General features: G+C 59.5%; 14 protein-coding genes. 3 read left to right on the top strand and 11 right to left on the bottom strand.

Annotation, left to right across the window (positions count from 1 at the left end):
- Positions 1 to 2: 2 nt before the first annotated feature.
- A complete protein-coding gene (gene pyrR / locus DW850_RS01500) occupies positions 3 to 587 on the bottom strand; it encodes a bifunctional pyr operon transcriptional regulator/uracil phosphoribosyltransferase PyrR (RefSeq protein WP_006236123.1) in 585 nt (194 codons plus the stop codon).
- A 451-nt stretch (positions 588 to 1,038) separates the two neighbouring features.
- Here pyrR and rpmB point away from each other — a divergent pair, with 451 nt between their 5' ends.
- From rpmB to DW850_RS01515, 3 genes are all read left to right on the top strand, one after another.
- Positions 1,039 to 1,227: a 50S ribosomal protein L28 gene (rpmB, locus tag DW850_RS01505; RefSeq protein ID WP_022094725.1), complete on the top strand. Its 189-nt coding sequence runs from the start codon at positions 1,039 to 1,041 to the stop codon at positions 1,225 to 1,227.
- A 523-nt stretch (positions 1,228 to 1,750) separates the two neighbouring features.
- Positions 1,751 to 4,399: a bifunctional acetaldehyde-CoA/alcohol dehydrogenase gene (adhE, locus tag DW850_RS01510; protein WP_117758530.1), complete on the top strand. Its 2,649-nt coding sequence runs from the start codon at positions 1,751 to 1,753 to the stop codon at positions 4,397 to 4,399.
- A gap of 88 nt (positions 4,400 to 4,487) precedes the next feature.
- Positions 4,488 to 5,252: an aminoglycoside phosphotransferase family protein gene (locus DW850_RS01515; protein WP_006236119.1), complete on the top strand. Its 765-nt coding sequence runs from the start codon at positions 4,488 to 4,490 to the stop codon at positions 5,250 to 5,252.
- 176 nt (positions 5,253 to 5,428) lie between these two features.
- On the opposite strand, the gene DW850_RS01520 is transcribed toward DW850_RS01515, so the two are convergent.
- From DW850_RS01520 to rpsB, 10 genes are all read right to left on the bottom strand, one after another.
- A complete protein-coding gene (locus DW850_RS01520) occupies positions 5,429 to 7,150 on the bottom strand; it encodes a proline--tRNA ligase (RefSeq protein ID WP_233540584.1) in 1,722 nt (573 codons plus the stop codon).
- Positions 7,151 to 8,233 (bottom strand): flavodoxin-dependent (E)-4-hydroxy-3-methylbut-2-enyl-diphosphate synthase, encoded by a 1,083-nt coding sequence (ispG, locus tag DW850_RS01525; RefSeq protein ID WP_117779087.1) that lies wholly within the window; start codon positions 8,231 to 8,233, stop codon positions 7,151 to 7,153.
- Between the two features lie 13 nt (positions 8,234 to 8,246).
- On the bottom strand, positions 8,247 to 9,608 hold the full coding sequence (locus DW850_RS01530; RefSeq protein ID WP_117786051.1) for an RIP metalloprotease: 1,362 nt from the start codon (positions 9,606 to 9,608) through the stop codon (positions 8,247 to 8,249).
- 25 nt (positions 9,609 to 9,633) lie between these two features.
- Positions 9,634 to 10,821, bottom strand: a complete 1,188-nt coding sequence (dxr, locus tag DW850_RS01535; protein ID WP_117564265.1) for a 1-deoxy-D-xylulose-5-phosphate reductoisomerase — start codon at positions 10,819 to 10,821, stop codon at positions 9,634 to 9,636.
- Positions 10,821 to 11,735: a phosphatidate cytidylyltransferase gene (locus DW850_RS01540; RefSeq protein WP_233502344.1), complete on the bottom strand. Its 915-nt coding sequence runs from the start codon at positions 11,733 to 11,735 to the stop codon at positions 10,821 to 10,823. The genes dxr and DW850_RS01540 overlap by 1 nt, the downstream gene beginning before the upstream one ends.
- Positions 11,736 to 11,737: 2 nt before the next feature.
- On the bottom strand, positions 11,738 to 12,532 hold the full coding sequence (locus tag DW850_RS01545; RefSeq protein ID WP_117637242.1) for an isoprenyl transferase: 795 nt from the start codon (positions 12,530 to 12,532) through the stop codon (positions 11,738 to 11,740).
- Between the two features lies 1 nt (position 12,533).
- Complete coding sequence (gene frr, locus DW850_RS01550) at positions 12,534 to 13,070, bottom strand: ribosome recycling factor (protein ID WP_006236112.1); 537 nt, start codon at positions 13,068 to 13,070, stop codon at positions 12,534 to 12,536.
- Between the two features lie 2 nt (positions 13,071 to 13,072).
- A complete protein-coding gene (pyrH, locus tag DW850_RS01555) occupies positions 13,073 to 13,795 on the bottom strand; it encodes a UMP kinase (protein ID WP_040359955.1) in 723 nt (240 codons plus the stop codon).
- 117 nt (positions 13,796 to 13,912) lie between these two features.
- On the bottom strand, positions 13,913 to 14,782 hold the full coding sequence (gene tsf, locus DW850_RS01560) for a translation elongation factor Ts (RefSeq protein ID WP_022094736.1): 870 nt from the start codon (positions 14,780 to 14,782) through the stop codon (positions 13,913 to 13,915).
- 45 nt (positions 14,783 to 14,827) lie between these two features.
- Positions 14,828 to 15,556 carry a 30S ribosomal protein S2 gene (gene rpsB / locus DW850_RS01565; protein WP_006236109.1) on the bottom strand — a complete coding sequence of 243 codons (729 nt, stop codon included), beginning with the start codon at positions 15,554 to 15,556 and terminating at the stop codon, positions 14,828 to 14,830.
- Positions 15,557 to 15,568: the final 12 nt, after the last annotated feature.

Raw genomic sequence — 15,568 nt, forward strand, 5'->3', positions numbered from 1 at the left:
TACTACTCACCTCCCAGCGGCGCGGAGCCCACGTGGGAACCCGGCGCGACGTCGTTAATCTCGACGGCGGTGTGGCCGTCGACTTCCTTCATATACAGGTGCACGTTCTCCTCATGCGACGAGGGAACGTTCTTGCCGACAAAGTCCGGCGAGATGGGGAGCTCACGGTGACCGCGGTCAACGAGAACTGCCAGCTCGATGCGGCTCGGACGGCCCAGGTCCATGACGGCATCCAGAGCGGCGCGGATAGTACGGCCCGTATACAGGATGTCGTCCACCAGCACGACGCGCTTGCCGTCGACGCTGAAGGGAATGTTGGTAGCGTGGATCGCGGGAGCGAAATTGGTCGCATAGTCATCGCGGTAGAAGCTGATGTCCAGGCTGCCGAGCGGAACGTCGACGCCCTCGATCTCCTTGATCTCCTCGGCGAGCTTCTTTGCCAGAAGGTCGCCGCGCGTGACGATGCCGACCAGAGCGAGGTCTTCACAGCCCTCGTTGCGCTCGAGAATCTCGTGCGCGATGCGGGTCATCGCTCGATTGACGGCGGTCTCGTCCATGATGACCGCCTTGGGGGAAGTCGTGCCCATCGATCTCCTTCCTCACATGTCTTGACTGCTGACACAGTCAAAAAAATAGATGCCCGACCGCTTAAAGCGGACCAGACACCCACAGGAAGGGCTGCTCTTTGGCAGCTATGTAATTCCATGTGGGTATCTCGTACCCCTTTAATGGTCAAGGGATAGTGTAGCCAACCTCGAGCTTAATTGCGAGCATAAATACAGAACAATCCGTAAACGGGCGCAGGCGCTCCATAAACCTATATATATTTGTGGGACGAGCTTGAAAACGCACGCACGAGCTGGCATAATCCCCTCTGCTGCACGCAAATCGGATCTACGTCCAGGGCCGTGGCGTGAGCACTATCGCCAAAAGAGGAATATCTCTGTGTAGATTACGCACAGGGAGCTGCTTCTGTGCTATAGTTCAGGCTTGTTTGTTAACGCGACATGTTCGTTTGTCGCCCAAGGAGGGTCAGTTATGTCCAAAGTTTGCGAAGTTTGCGGTAAGCACCCCGTTGCCGGTCGCTCCATCAGCCACTCTCACCGCGTCACCAACCGTAAGTTCCGCCCCAACATCCAGCGCGTTTACGTCGTCGTCGATGGTCACCGTCGCAAGATGAACGTTTGCTCCACCTGCCTCAAGTCCGGCAAGGTTGCGCGCTCCTAAATAAGGTCTTACCAACAAGTACCTCGGACTCTCCGGGTCAAAGACCTCGCGTTCATATAGAACTTACCAAAGGCGTCCTCCCCCACGGAGGGCGCCTTTTTGCACTCATTGGGGACAGACTTACATGAGTGTTTGCAGATGTCAAAGGAATCATAGCCCAGCTGATATGCCTTGAAGCTTGACCAGCGGTACGCATCGAGCGAGTCGAGCGCGCCTTTCACAGGATTGAGATGGATATAATCGAGCAACTGGACCGCCTGCGTGTCCGACTCGACCGCGACCCGCGAATAGCGATTGTCAAACAGGTGCCCCGTTCTCCCCGTTTTCCCATTGAAATACTCATATAAGTCTGTCCCCAATGAGTGGGGCGATGCGGCAAACGGAAAGTTAAAAGTTATAGTTGAAGCGTTTCAGTTTATTGAAGCGTTTTAGTGTGCCTTTTACGGGAATCTTACCGTTCGCCGAATTATTTCTTGCTATCATGCAAGACGTAGGGTAAATCTCCGATCGCAAGGAGACACAAATGGTGAAAAAGTCACCGGAAAACACTACTCCCGCAATTGTGGACAACGTAGAGGCGCTTGAGGCTAAGCTCGCTCAGATGCGAGAGGCCCAGGCGCTTTTTGCTACGTACACGCAGGAGCAGGTCGACAAGATCTTCTATGAGGCCGCCATGGCCGCCAACAAGGCTCGTATCCCGTTGGCGAAGATGGCCATCGAGGAGACCGGCCGCGGCGTTCTTGAGGACAAGGTCATCAAGAACCACTACGCCGCAGAGTACATCTACAACGCTTACAAGAACACCAAGACCTGTGGTGTCCTGGAGCGCGACGAGGCTTATGGCATCACCAAGATCGCCGAGCCCATCGGTATCGTGGGCGCCGTCATCCCGACGACCAACCCCACCTCCACCGCGATCTTCAAGACGCTGATCAGCCTGAAGACCCGCAACGGCATCATCATCTCCCCGCACCCGGCAGCCGCCAAGTGCACCATCGCCGCCGCCAAGCTCGTGCTTGACGCCGCCGTCAAGGCCGGCGCCCCCGAGGGCATCATCGGCTGGGTCGATGTCCCCTCCATCGAGCTGACCAACATGGTCATGCGTGACGTCGACATCATCCTCGCCACCGGTGGCCCGGGCATGGTCAAGGCCGCCTACTCCTCGGGCAAGCCCGCCCTGGGCGTTGGCGCCGGTAACACCCCGGTCATCATCGACGACACCGCCGACGTGCTGCTCGCCGTCAACTCCATCATCCACTCCAAGACCTTCGACAACGGCATGATCTGCGCTTCCGAGCAGTCCGTGACCGTCATCGACACCATCTATGACCAGGTCAAGGCCGAGTTCCAGAAGCGCGGCTGCTACTTCGTCAAGCAGGGTGCCGAGATGGAGGCCCTGCGTGCCGCCATGTTCAAGAACGGCGCCCTCGATCACCGCATCCCCGGCATGGCTGCCGCCAAGATCGCCGAGCTCGCCGGCATCGAGGTTCCCGCCAAGACCAAGATCCTGATCGCCGAGGTCACCTCCACCGACCCCGCCAAGGAGGAGTTCTCCCACGAGAAGCTCTCCCCGGTCCTGGCCATGTACCACGCCAAGGACTTCCAGGAGGCCGTCGACAAGGCCGAGCACCTCGTGCTCGCCGGTGGCCCGGGCCACACCGCCTCTCTGTACGTGCACCCCGCCCAGGCCGAGAAGATCAGCCTGTTCGAGCACGTCATGAAGGCCTGCCGTATCGTCATCAACACCCCGTCCTCGCACGGCGGCATCGGTGACCTGTACAACTTTGGCATGAAGCCGTCTCTGACCCTGGGCTGCGGCTCCTGGGGCGGCAACTCCGTCTCCGAGAACGTTGGGGTGAAGCACTTGATCAACGTTAAGACTGTGGCCGAGCGCCGTGAGAACATGCTGTGGTTCCGCGCTCCCGAGAAGGTCTACTTCAAGAAGGGTTCCACGCCCGTCGCTCTCGACGAGCTCGGTACCGTCATGGGCAAGAAGCGCGCCTTCATCGTCACCGACCAGTTCCTCTTCAAGAATGGCAACACCCGCGCCATCGAGGCCAAGCTCGACGAGATGGGCATCGCCCACGACTGCTTCTACGACGTCGAGCCCGATCCGTCGCTGCAGTGCGCACGTCGCGGCGCCAAGCAGATGGCTCTCTTTGAGCCGGACGTCATCATCGCCGTCGGCGGTGGCTCCGCTATGGACGCCGGCAAGATCATGTGGATGATGTACGAGCACCCCGAGTGCAAGTTTGAGGACATGGCCATGGACTTCATGGACATCCGCAAGCGTATCTTCACTTTCCCCGAGATGGGCAAGAAGGCCTACTTCGTCGCCGTCCCGACCTCTTCGGGTACCGGCTCCGAGTGCACGCCGTTCGCCATCATCACCGACAAGGAGACCGGCATCAAGTGGCCGCTCGCCGACTACGCGCTGCTCCCCAACATGGCTATCGTTGACGCCGACAACTGCATGACCGCCCCGCGCGGCCTGACCGCTGCCTCCGGCATCGACGTCATGACCCACGCCATCGAGTCCTACGTCTCCATCATGGCTTCCGATTACACCAAGGGCCTCTCCGAGCGCGCTGCTAAGCTCGTCTTCGAGAACCTGCCCTCCAGCTTCACGAACGGCGCCAAGGACCCGCATGCCCGCGAGGAGATGCACAACGCCTCTTGCATGGCCGGTATGGCCTTCGCCAACGCCTTCCTGGGCCTCAACCACTCCATGGCTCACAAGCTCGGCGCCTTCCATCACCTGCCTCACGGCCTCGCCAACGCCGTCATCCTGACCCGCGTTATGCGCTACAACGCCGCCGAGGCTCCCGTCAAGATGGGTACCTTCTCCCAGTATCCTTACCCCAACGCGCTGCACAACTACGCCGAGATGGCCAAGTACTGCGGCATCGAGGGCAAGGACGACAAGGAGGTCTTCGAGAACTTCATCACGAAGCTCGAGGAGCTCAAGGACTTCATCGGTGTCAAGAAGACCATCGCCGACTACGGTGTTGACGAGCAGTACTTCCTCGACACCCTCGACGAGATGACCGAGCAGGCATTCAACGACCAGTGCACCGGCGCTAACCCGCGCTACCCGCTCATGAGCGAGATCAAGGAGCTCTACCTGGACGCCTACTACGGCCGCGAGCCTCAGGACTACGCCGTCTGCTAGTTTTAGCACGGTTTTTAACGGCGGGGGTGCACGGGTGTTTCACACACCCCCGCCGTCGCTTCTATCGCATCGTTGAAAGGATGCAACCATGCTGCTACCCGATTCCAAGACCGAGCTCGTCCGCCGTGGCAACAAGGTCGTTTACGACCTGGGCGACAAGATTGTCAAGGTCTTTAACGAGACCAAGCCTGTCTCCGACGTGTTCAACGAGGCTTTGAATCTTGCCCGCATCAATGAGTGCGGCATCCGCAGCCCCAAGGCTCTCGAGGTTTCCCAGCTCGAGAACGCCAACGGCTGGGCGCTCGTGACCGAGAAGGTTCCGGGCACCACCCTTGCCGAGAAGATGACTGCCGAGCCCCAGCGCTTTGGTGAGTATCTCGAGATGTTCGTCGACCTCCAAATCGAGATCCACGGCTACACCTCCCCGCTGCTCAACCGTCAGCGCGACAAGTTCGCCCGCATGATCGACAGCCTTGATCAGCTCAATGCCACCACGCGCTACAACCTTCAGGAGCGTCTGGACGGCATGACCAAGGAGTTCAAGGTCTGCCACGGCGACTTCAACCCCTCCAACGTCATCGTCGGCGACGACGGCCAGCTCTATGTGTGCGACTGGGCACACGCCACCCAGGGCTCCCCTGCTGCCGACGTTGCCACCACCTACCTGCTCTTCGCCCTCAACAGCAAGGATCAGGCCGAGGCCTACCTGGAGCTCTACTGCGACCGCGCCGACATGCCCATGCAGGTCGTGCGTCAGTGGACGAGCATCGTCGCCGCTTCCGAGCTCGCTCGTAAGCGCAACGTGAACGATGAGTTCCTGAAGAACTGGATCGACGTCGTCGATTATCAGTAATATCTGAGCGATTTATTTCGCATCGGAGGCACAAGAAAACCCCGCAGCTCATATGGGCTGTGGGGTTTTCCTTTACCCATCGAGTTTATTCACGCAACAAAATAGACTGCTCCGCATCTCTTCCTAAGAGAGATACGGAGCAGTCCCGCAATTACATCTAATAGCAGAAACGTCGATTAACGGCGGGCCGCCTTAACAAGCTCGGCAACCTTGGCGACGACCTCGTCAATCGCCACGTCCTCGCGCTCGCCCGTGGCACGGTCCTTGAGCTCAACGGTGCCATTCTTAAGGCCACGCTTGCCAAGCACCACCTGATACGGGAATCCCATAAGGTCGTTATCGGCAAACTTAAAGCCGGGACGCTCGTCACGGTCGTCGACGACGACCTCGATACCCTCGGCGCACAAGCCCTCGACGATTTGGTCGCAGACGGTTGCGCACTCCTCCTTCTTGGGATCGAGCGGAATCACAGCGACCTCGTACGGGGCAACGGAAACCGGCCAGACGATACCGTGCTCGTCGTTGTGCTGCTCCACGACGGCAGCAAGCGAGCGGGACACGCCCACGCCGTAGCAACCCATGATAAGCGGCTTCTCCTTCCCGTCCTCGTCCATAAAGGTGGCGCCCATGGCCTCGGAATACTTGGTACCCAGCTGGAAGACCTGCGAGACCTCGATGCCGCGAGCAGCAGAGAGCGGCTTGCCGCAGTGCGGGCAGGGATCGCCGGCAACGACGGTGACCAGATCTGCCCACTCATCGACGGTAAAGTCGCGCTCGGGGCAGGCACCGGTAAAGTGATAATCGACCTCGTTGGCACCGCAGGCCCACTGCTTGGACTCGCGCAGGCTCTCGTCGCACACCAGACGGATGCCCTCGGGCAAGTTAACCGGTCCGATAAAGCCCTTGTGCAGACCGTAGGTCTGAAGCTCCTCGTCCGTCATCATGCGATAACCCTTGCCAAAGACATGCTCGGCCTTGCAGTCGTTGAGCTCATGATCGCCCGGGACGATGGCCACGACGGGCTTGCCCTCGGCATCGATGAGCGCCAGGGACTTGCGCGTGCCGTTCTCGGGGAACCCAAAGAACTTAGCAACGGCCTCAATGGTGCCCATGCCCGGAGTCTCGACCTTGGTAAGCGTACCGTCACCGGGACCCTCAGTCACGATGACCTTGGTGCTTGCAGCCTCATCATCGGCGGCAAAACCGCAGTCATCGCAATAGACGAGAGAAGCCTCGCCGGCGTCGGCCAAAGCCATGTACTCGACGGAGGTATCGCCACCGATCTCGCCGGAGTCGGCAACGACGGGCAAGGCCTTGATGTAGCAGCGCTCGCAAATGTTAGCGTAGGCCTGCTTCATCTTGTCATACTCCTCCTGCAAGCTCTCCTGCGTGGCGGAGAAGCTGTAGGCATCCTTCATGATGAACTCGCGACCGCGCATCAGGCCAAAACGGGGACGGAACTCGTCGCGGAACTTATCCTGGATGTGATAGAGGTTCACTGGCAGCTGCTTATAGGAGCGCAGCTCGTTGCGCACCAGGGCCGTGACGGTCTCCTCGTGCGTGGGGCCCAGCACGAACTCGCGACCATGACGGTCGTCAAAGCGCACAAGCTCCTTGCCATAGGCATCGATACGGCCGGACTCACGCCACAACTCGGCGTCGACCATAATGGGCATCATAAGCTCCTGGGCGCCGGCGGCGTCCATCTCGTCGCGCACGATGTTCTCAATCTTGCGAATCGAGCGCCATGCGAGCGGCAGGTAGGAATACAGACCGGCGGCCTCCTTGCGGATCATGCCGGCACGGAGCAGCAGGCGGTGGCTGGCGAGCTCAGCGTCCGCCGGATCCTCTTTAAGCGTCGGCGCATAGAGCTTAGACATATACATTGCTCGGGTCATTTATTTCTCCTCAATAAGCTTGTCGACCTCTGCCATAAGCGCGTCGACAATTTGGTCCTCAGCTACTTTACCAATGATCTGGCCATGCGAAAAGAGCAAGGCCTGACCACGTCCGCAAGCAACGCCCAGGTCGGCATCAGAAGCCTCGCCGGGGCCATTAACGGCACATCCCATGACGGCAATCGAAAGCGGCGCGGAATAGTTCTTAAGCCGCTCGGTGACCTCCTCGGCGATGGGAATGAGGTTAACCTGGCAGCGGGCGCACGTGGGGCACGAGACAATCTCGGGACCACGGCGACGCAGGCCCAGCGACTGTAGAATTCCCCAGGCGACCGGCGGCTCCTCAACCGGATCGGCCGTGAGCGACACACGCATGGTGTCGCCGATGCCTTCGGAAAGCAAGATACCCAAGCCTACAGAGCTCTTGATGGTGCCCTGAAGCTTGGTCCCCGCCTCCGTCACGCCCAGGTGAAGCGGAACGTGGGGAATCTCACGTGACAGGGCTCGATAGGTATCGAGCGTCGTTTGCACGCTATGGGCCTTGGCCGAAAGCACAATGTTCGTAAAGCCGCGATCCTCAAAGTGCTTGACGAAGCGCTCGCTCGACATCACGAGCTTTTCGGGCTGCGTGAGGTCGTCGCGCTCGGCAATATCTTGCTCAAGCGAGCCCGCGTTCACGCCAATGCGAATCGCACAGCCCGCGGCACCCGCAGCATCGATCACCGCGTCAACCTTGGCCCAATCGCCGATATTGCCGGGATTGATGCGCAGCTTGGCGGCACCGGCCTCAACGGCACCAATGGCGAGCTTATGGTTAAAGTGGATATCGGCGACAATGGGCACCGGAGACTCGGCACAGATGGTGCGGAAGCCCTCAAGCGCGGCCTCGGAGGGCACGCTCACGCGCACGATATCGCAGCCAGCCTGCGCCAACGCGCACACTTGCGCAAGCGTTGCCTGGGCATCAGCGGTATCGGTGCAGGTCATAGATTGGACCACCACCGGCGCGCCGCCACCGATCTGCACGCCGCCCACATGCACGGGGCGCGTCAGCTCGCGAGGCAAAGGATGGGATAAAGACAATCCAAACACTCCCCTACAAAATAAATCGAAGGATGTCGGAACGAAGCATATAGACAAACAGCAGCGCAAAGAGCGCGATGCCCACATAGCTCACAATCGTCTGGACCTTGAGCGGAAGCTCGCGGCCCGCAATCTTCTGAATGATCTCGATGACTAGCTTGCCGCCATCGAGTGGCGGGATGGGCAGCAGGTTCATAAAGCCAAGCGAGAATGAAATGAGGGCGGCAAACGAAAGGAACGTGGCAGGGCCGGCAGCAGCAGCCTGTGAGGACATAACGCTAATACCCACGATCGAAGAGGACTGATCGAGAATCTCCATCGTATGCTGCGGCTGGAGCAGGCGCATCACGCCCTCCGCTGTCTGCACAACATAGGAGAACGACAGGCGAGCCGACGTGATGGGGTCTAAACGGACCACCTGCGTAGAGGCATACACACCTAGGCGATCGTCCTCTTTGAGCGCAACCGTGGTCGAATGCTGCTTGCCGTCACGCTCGTACTCAATGGCGATATCGTCCTTACCGGCAGCCTTGCCGATGGCATCGTAAACGTCCATCCAGGTAGAGCACGATACTCCGTCGACCGAAAGAATCGCGTCGCCGCCCTCGATTCCCGCCGAGGCGGCAATCGAGCCTTCGTCAACCTGGCCAATCACATTGGTATCCACCGGCACGGTGACACCTGCGATGGAATAGATGCTCATAAGGAGCAAAAAACCCGTCAGGATATTGACGATAATGCCCGCAAGCAGCATAAAGGCACGCTTGACAAAGCCCTGGCCCAAATAGGTGTGCGAGCGCTCGCGCGCAAGGAATTCGGCCTCGTCGCACGGCAGTTCCCATACATCGCCCTCGGCAGTCGCATGCCCGCGATCGAACCGACGGCCGTCAAAGGTGGTATAACCCGCCGCGTCACGCGGCAGAGTCTGGTACTTGGTGGGATAGTAGCTGGGCGAAGGCTTTTCCCCTTCTTCATACCAGGGAGCGATAGAGCCCCAGCCCAACAGCAAAGCACAGGCCTCGAGCACATCCTCCTCGGACAGCTCGAGCTCGACGGCAAGATCGGCCACCGTCACCCGGCCGTGGCGATAGATGGCCGCGAGCACGCGATCGGCACACGAAACATCGGTCGGATCCATACCGCAGATGGCAGCGTAGCCACCCAGCAGCAGCGGGGTCACGCCAAACTTGGTTCCAATGCGACGCGACGTGTAATGGATGTCAAAGCGGCACGGCAGACCCAAAAAGAACTCGGTCACACGGACGCCGCAGGCACGCGCCGCCAAAAAGTGGCCGCCCTCGTGCAAAAACACGAGGACGGAAAGCATCAGCAGGCCCCAAAAGACCGATGAGAGAACGCTCAGAACAGTATCCATAAAACGAAAAAGCAATCCTTATGGGTTAGGAACGGGTTGCGGCGAGCACCTGCGCAGCCTTTTCACGCGCCCACGCATCGATGTCGCGAAGCTGCTCAAACGAATCGACCACCTGCATATCGTGGGCGTCCATGCAGGATTCCACAATGCGATCGATATCGGTAAAGCTGCAGCCATCGTGCAGGAAGGCATCGACGGCGACCTCGTTGGCGGCATTGAGCACGCACGGCATGGTGCCACCCGTCTTGCCGGCACGCTCGGCCAGTGCCAGACAGCGGAAGGTATCCATGTCGGCAGCATCAAACGTGAGCTGCCCCAGCTCGCGGAAATCGATACGAGGCGCCGGAGTATCCCAACGCTCGGGATACGAGAACGCGAACTGGATGGGAATACGCATGTCGGATGCACCGAGATGCGCCATCACGGAGCCGTCGGCGAACTCGACCATAGAGTGAATCTTGGACTGACGCTGCACGACCACGTTAATGAAATCGAGGTCGCAGTTAAACAGATGCATGGCCTCAATGCGCTCCAGGCCCTTGTTCATGAGGGTGGCGGAGTCAATGGTAATCTTGGCACCCATGGCCCACGTGGGATGCGCGAGGGCATCGGCACGCGTAACGCGATCGAGCTCGTCGCGCGTGCGGCCAAAGAACGGACCGCCCGAGCAGGTGAGCCAAATGCAGTGGGCCTCGCGCGGGTTCTCCCCCAGATAGCACTGGTAGATGGCGGAATGCTCAGAGTCGACCGGAATAAGCTGGCCCGGTTGCGCCAACGGCATAAGCAAGTCGCCACCGACGACGAGGGACTCCTTGTTGGCAAGGGCAAGGCGCTTATTCGAGGTCAAGGCCGCATGGCTCGCCTCGAGACCGGCGGCGCCCACAATAGCGACGAGCACGCAGTCGACATCGTCGCGACGCGCGAGCTCGCAAACCGCCTGCGCGCCAACGCCGAGCTGTGTGCCCTCGGGCAATTCCTGCAGCACGGCGTCATCGCCATGAGCGACATCGGCAACGGCAACCGCCGGAACCGAGAACTCGCGGGCAGCGGCAACGAGCTCCGAGGTGCTGGAATTAACGGACAGCGCCGTCACCTGCAGGCGATCGGCATGCTGGCGGCACACATCGAGCGCCTGGGTGCCGATAGAGCCCGTACAACCCAGGATGGCAACGCGAAGGCGTCCATCGGGGCCATACGTCGTCTGGAAGGACATTACAGCACGCCTCCAATCATCAGCAACAGCTGTGCGGTGATGCAACCGAAGATAAGCGAATCGCTACGATCGAGCATTCCGCCGTGGCCCGGGATAAGGTTGCCGGAATCCTTGACGCCCACACCGCGCTTGATGCGCGACTCGATAAGGTCGCCGATAACGCCCAGAATGGACACGACCACGCCGCACAGCAGCGCATAGGGCAGGCTGAGCTTGTAGAAGTGCGTCGCCCACAGGATGAGCCAAATCAAAACCGAGCCCAAGATGCCGCCGGCAAACCCCTCCCAGCTCTTTTTGGGGGAGATCTTGGGAACCATCTTGTGCTTGCCGATACGGCTGCCCACGATGTAGGCAAACGAATCGGAGACCCAAAGGGACGCGCAAACGCCCACTGAAAGCAGGGCGCCGGCAAAACCGGGCACGGCATCGCGCAGCAACACGATAGCCGACAGCATAAAGCCAGTGTAGATGGGACCCATGAGCGTCACGGCCACATCAGAGATGCGGGTACGCGGCGACCAGACATACCAAATGCCCACAGCGAGCATCAAGGCAAAAAGCAGGGCATTCAGCAACATCGAATCGCCCAACGCCGACAGCGGAAAGAGTACGGCGGCAGCGATACCCATGCGCTCGTTAGCCATCTTGCCATCGAGCCTTGTCATACGGAAAAACTCATAGCAGCACAGACCGCTCATGACAGAAACAAAGATGGCCGTGGGCACGATACCCAAAACCAGGCACAGGATAAAGACAACGGCGTAGACGATACCGGCGGCGGCACGGGTAATAAAGCCCGCCAACCACGAACCGGTGCCGCTCTTCGCTGCAGGCGCTCCCGCAGTGGCAGCCTTTCGCGCAGGCGCCGCGGAAACTGGCGTCTTGGGAGCAGATGCCTTGGGACGATCGGACATGATTAAGCCTCCTCGGTCTTGCTCAGTCCACCAAACCTACGGTCACGGCCCTGATAGGCCAAAATGGCGTCGACAAGGCCCCAACGATCAAAGTCGGGCCAATAGGTATCGGTGACGTAGAATTCGGAATAAGCCACCTGCCACAGCAGATAGTTCGAAAGGCGCAGCTCACCAGAGGTGCGAATCACAAGTTCGGGATCGGGAAGACCGGCGGTATAGAGGTGGGAAGCCACCATGTCGTCATCAATTGCGGCAGGATCGATCTTACCGGCGGCAGCGTCGGATGCGATCTGACGGACAGCGCGGGTAATCTCGGCACGCGCGCCGTAGTTGACGGCAAGCGCCAGCGTCATACCGGTGTGATCGGCGCACTCGGCAAGACCGCGCTCAAAAACGTCGCGAGTCTTCTTGGGCAGCGCGGAAATGTCACCCAAAAAGACTACGCGCACATTTTCGCGCTTCAGAAGCGGCAGCTCGTCGATAAACGTCTTGGCAAACAGGTGCATCAGAACGTTGACTTCGTGCTGCGGTCGATTCCAGTTTTCGGTCGAAAATGCATAGGCCGAAAGCACGTCGACGCCCAGGCGCACGCAGGCGGTAATGATCTCGCGCAGCGAGACGATACCCGCCTTGTGGCCCTCGGTGCGTGCAAGACCGCGCGACGTGGCCCAACGACCGTTGCCGTCCATGATGCACGAGATATGGTGCGGAATGTTATTGAGGTCAAGGTCGGAAAAACCGACGCCCGCAGGGGCGTCGGCAAAGTACTCGACCAGTTTATGCTCGTCGTATTGCACCTTAGATCTCCATGACCTCGGCTTCTTTTTCCTTCAGAAGCTCCTCGACCTTGGCGACATACTCATCGGTATGCTTCTGGACCTTGGCCTGCTCGCGACGTACGTCGTCCTCGGTGAGCTCCTCATCGCGCTCGAGCTTGTTGTTGAAGTCGCGACGGATGTTACGGATAGACACCTTGGCCTGCTCGGCGTACTCGCGGCACTCCTTGACGAGCTCGCGACGGCGCTCCTCAGTGGGAGCCGGGAACGGAAGACGAACGACGGTGCCATCGGAGTTGGGGGTAATACCCAGATCGGAAGCGCCGATGGCCTTGACGATAGCATTGATGAGCGCCTTATCCCACGGCTCGATGAGCAGCATGTGAGCCTCGGGGGTCTTGACGGCGGCAACCTGCGTGACCGGCGTGGGGACACCGTAATAATCGACGGTGATGTCGGACAGAATGTTGGCGTTGGCACGACCGGTACGGACCTTGGAGAAGTTATGCTTGAGGGACTCGAGCGACTTGTCCATATGGGCGGTGATGTTCTCTGCCATGCTTAATCCTCCTGATAGACGAGCGTGCCGACGGGCTCACCCGCGAGCGCGCGCTTGACGGTGTCCTCGCCATCGATGTTGAGGACCAAAATCGGCATACGGTTATCCTGGCACAGTGCCGTAGCCGTGGAATCCATAACCTGCAGGCCGCGAACGAGAACCTCGTGATAGGTAATCTTGTCAAAACGGACGGCATCGGCGCACTTGACGGGATCCTTGTCGTAGATGCCGTCAACCTTGGTGGCTTTAATCAGAATCTCGGCGCCGATCTCGCACGCACGAAGAGCCGCGGCGGTGTCGGTCGTAAAGTACGGATTGCCCGAACCGGCGGCAAAAATAACGACGTTGCCCTTGGAAAGGTGGTTGATGGCGCGACGTCGAATATAGGGCTCGCAGATCTCGTTCATCTGGATAGCGCTCATCACACGGCAGGGAACGTCGTTATGCTCGAAAGCATCCTGCAGGGCGAGCGCGTTCATAACGGTCGCGAGCATGCCCATGTAGTCGGCCTGAGCACGCTCCATGCCACCGGCAGCGCCGGCCATGCCACGGAAAATATTGCCGCCGCCGACAACGACGCCGACCTCATGGCCAACGGCGAGCAGCTCCTTGACCTGCTTGGCAAGATGGTCGGTAACCTTGGGGTCAATGCCATATTGGCCGTCGCCCATCAGTGCTTCGCCGGAAAGCTTAAGAAGCACGCGTTTATATCGGATGTCGGACAAAGCGATCCTCCTTTAATTAGACTCTCAATATGATATCAAAGGCTCTGATAAGAGCCATGAAAAAGCAGGCTGTGAGTAAAACCCACAGCCTGCTCATTACCAGCTACAAGAGCTTATTTACTCGCCACGGACCAGACGGTCAAAGGCAACGACGGTAATGGTGTCGCCGAGCTCCTTGGAGACCTGCTCAGCGTACTTCTTGATGGTGAGGGAGCTGTCCTTGATGAACTCCTGCTCGGTGAGCACGGACTGCTTGTAGAACTTCTCCAGACGGCCGACAGCCATCTTCTCCTGGATAGCCTCGGGCTTGCCGGACTCGGCAGCCTGGGCCATGTAGATCTGCTTCTCGTGCTCGACGGTCTCGGCCGGAACCTGATCGCGGGTGGCGCAGATCGGTGCGACGGCGGCAACCTGAAGGGCAACGTCGTGAGCGAAGGTCTTGAAGGACTCAGCCTGAGCGGTCTCGGCCTTCTCGAAAGCAAACTCGACGAGGACGCCGATCTTACCACCCATGTGGATGTAAGAAGCGAGCGCGCCGTTCTCGGCCTTGCGGGCAGCGAAGCGGGAGATCTTCATGTTCTCGCCCATGATGTGAATCATCTCGGTGAGCTCGGAGGAAACGGTCTCCTCGCCCATCGGCTTCTCGAGCAGAGCGTCGACGTCAGCAGGCTCGGTGGTAGCGACAACCTCAGCGACCTTGGAAGCAAAGCCAGTGAACTTGGCGTTGGAGCCAACGAAGTCGGTCTCGCAGGAGAGCTCGAGCAGAGCGCCGGTCTTGCCATCCTCGGAGACGAACGCGGCGACAGCGCCCTCGTTGGTCTCACGGCCAGCCTTCTTGGCAGCCTTGGCAAGGCCGTTCTTACGCAGAACGTCGACAGCGGCGTCCATGTCGCCGTCAGCCTCGACGAGAGCCTTCTTGCACTCCATCATCGGGGAGTCGGTCATCTCGCGGAGCTGCTTGACCATAGCGGCGGTAATCTGGGCCATTGTGGTTCCTTTCAAAGAGATGAAAAAGAATTAACTAAGACTGATTTACTCGGCCTTGGGCTCAGCGGCCATCTCGGCCTCGGAGACCTGCTCCTTGCCGGAGCCAGCGAGGCAGGCGTCAGCCATGAGCTCGCACATAAGGGTGACAGCAGAGATAGCGTCATCGTTGCAGGGGATGCCGTACTCGACCTCGTCGGGATCGGAGTTGGTGTCGATCAGAGCGACGACGGGGATGTTCAGGCGCTGAGCCTCCTTGATGGCGTTCTCCTCGCGCTTGGTGTCGATGACGAAGAGAGCCTGGGGCAGACCCTTCATGTCGCGGGCACCACCGAGGTTGGTCTGGAGCTTGGTGAGCTCCTTGCCGAGAACAGCCTGCTCCTTCTTGGGGAGCACTGCCATGCGGCCGTCCTCGACCATGGCCTCGAGCTCCTCCATGCGGTTGATGCGGGAGCGGATGGTGACGAAGTTGGTCAGCATGCCGCCGAGCCAACGCTGGTTGATGTAAGGCATGTTGGCGCGCTCAGCAGCGTTCTTGACGGCCTCCTGAGCCTGCTTCTTGGTGCCGACGAACAGCACGTTGCCGCCCTTGGCGACGTTCTTGACGAAGGTGTAGGCCTGGTCGGCGTCGAGGATGGTCTGCTTGAGGTCGAGGATGTAGATGCCGTTGCGCTCACCGAAGATGAACGGCTTCATCTTGGGGTTCCAGCGACGGGTCTGGTGACCGAAGTGGCAGCCGGCCTCGAGCAGGGTGCGGATATTAATCTTGGTAGCCATGTTAAACCTCCT

Origin of the sequence: Collinsella sp. AM36-4AA (assembly GCF_003467795.1) — a bacterium.
GTDB lineage: Bacteria > Actinomycetota > Coriobacteriia > Coriobacteriales > Coriobacteriaceae > Collinsella.

Coding starts and splice junctions, on each gene's coding strand:
- pyrR (WP_006236123.1), bottom strand. CDS start 587: ATGGGCACGACTTCCCCCAAGGCGGTCATCATGGACGAGACCGCCGTC.
- rpmB (WP_022094725.1), top strand. CDS start 1,039: ATGTCCAAAGTTTGCGAAGTTTGCGGTAAGCACCCCGTTGCCGGTCGC.
- adhE (WP_117758530.1), top strand. CDS start 1,751: ATGGTGAAAAAGTCACCGGAAAACACTACTCCCGCAATTGTGGACAAC.
- DW850_RS01515 (WP_006236119.1), top strand. CDS start 4,488: ATGCTGCTACCCGATTCCAAGACCGAGCTCGTCCGCCGTGGCAACAAG.
- DW850_RS01520 (WP_233540584.1), bottom strand. CDS start 7,150: ATGACCCGAGCAATGTATATGTCTAAGCTCTATGCGCCGACGCTTAAA.
- DW850_RS01530 (WP_117786051.1), bottom strand. CDS start 9,608: ATGGATACTGTTCTGAGCGTTCTCTCATCGGTCTTTTGGGGCCTGCTG.
- dxr (WP_117564265.1), bottom strand. CDS start 10,821: ATGTCCTTCCAGACGACGTATGGCCCCGATGGACGCCTTCGCGTTGCC.
- DW850_RS01540 (WP_233502344.1), bottom strand. CDS start 11,735: ATGTCCGATCGTCCCAAGGCATCTGCTCCCAAGACGCCAGTTTCCGCG.
- frr (WP_006236112.1), bottom strand. CDS start 13,070: ATGGCAGAGAACATCACCGCCCATATGGACAAGTCGCTCGAGTCCCTC.
- tsf (WP_022094736.1), bottom strand. CDS start 14,782: ATGGCCCAGATTACCGCCGCTATGGTCAAGCAGCTCCGCGAGATGACC.
- rpsB (WP_006236109.1), bottom strand. CDS start 15,556: ATGGCTACCAAGATTAATATCCGCACCCTGCTCGAGGCCGGCTGCCAC.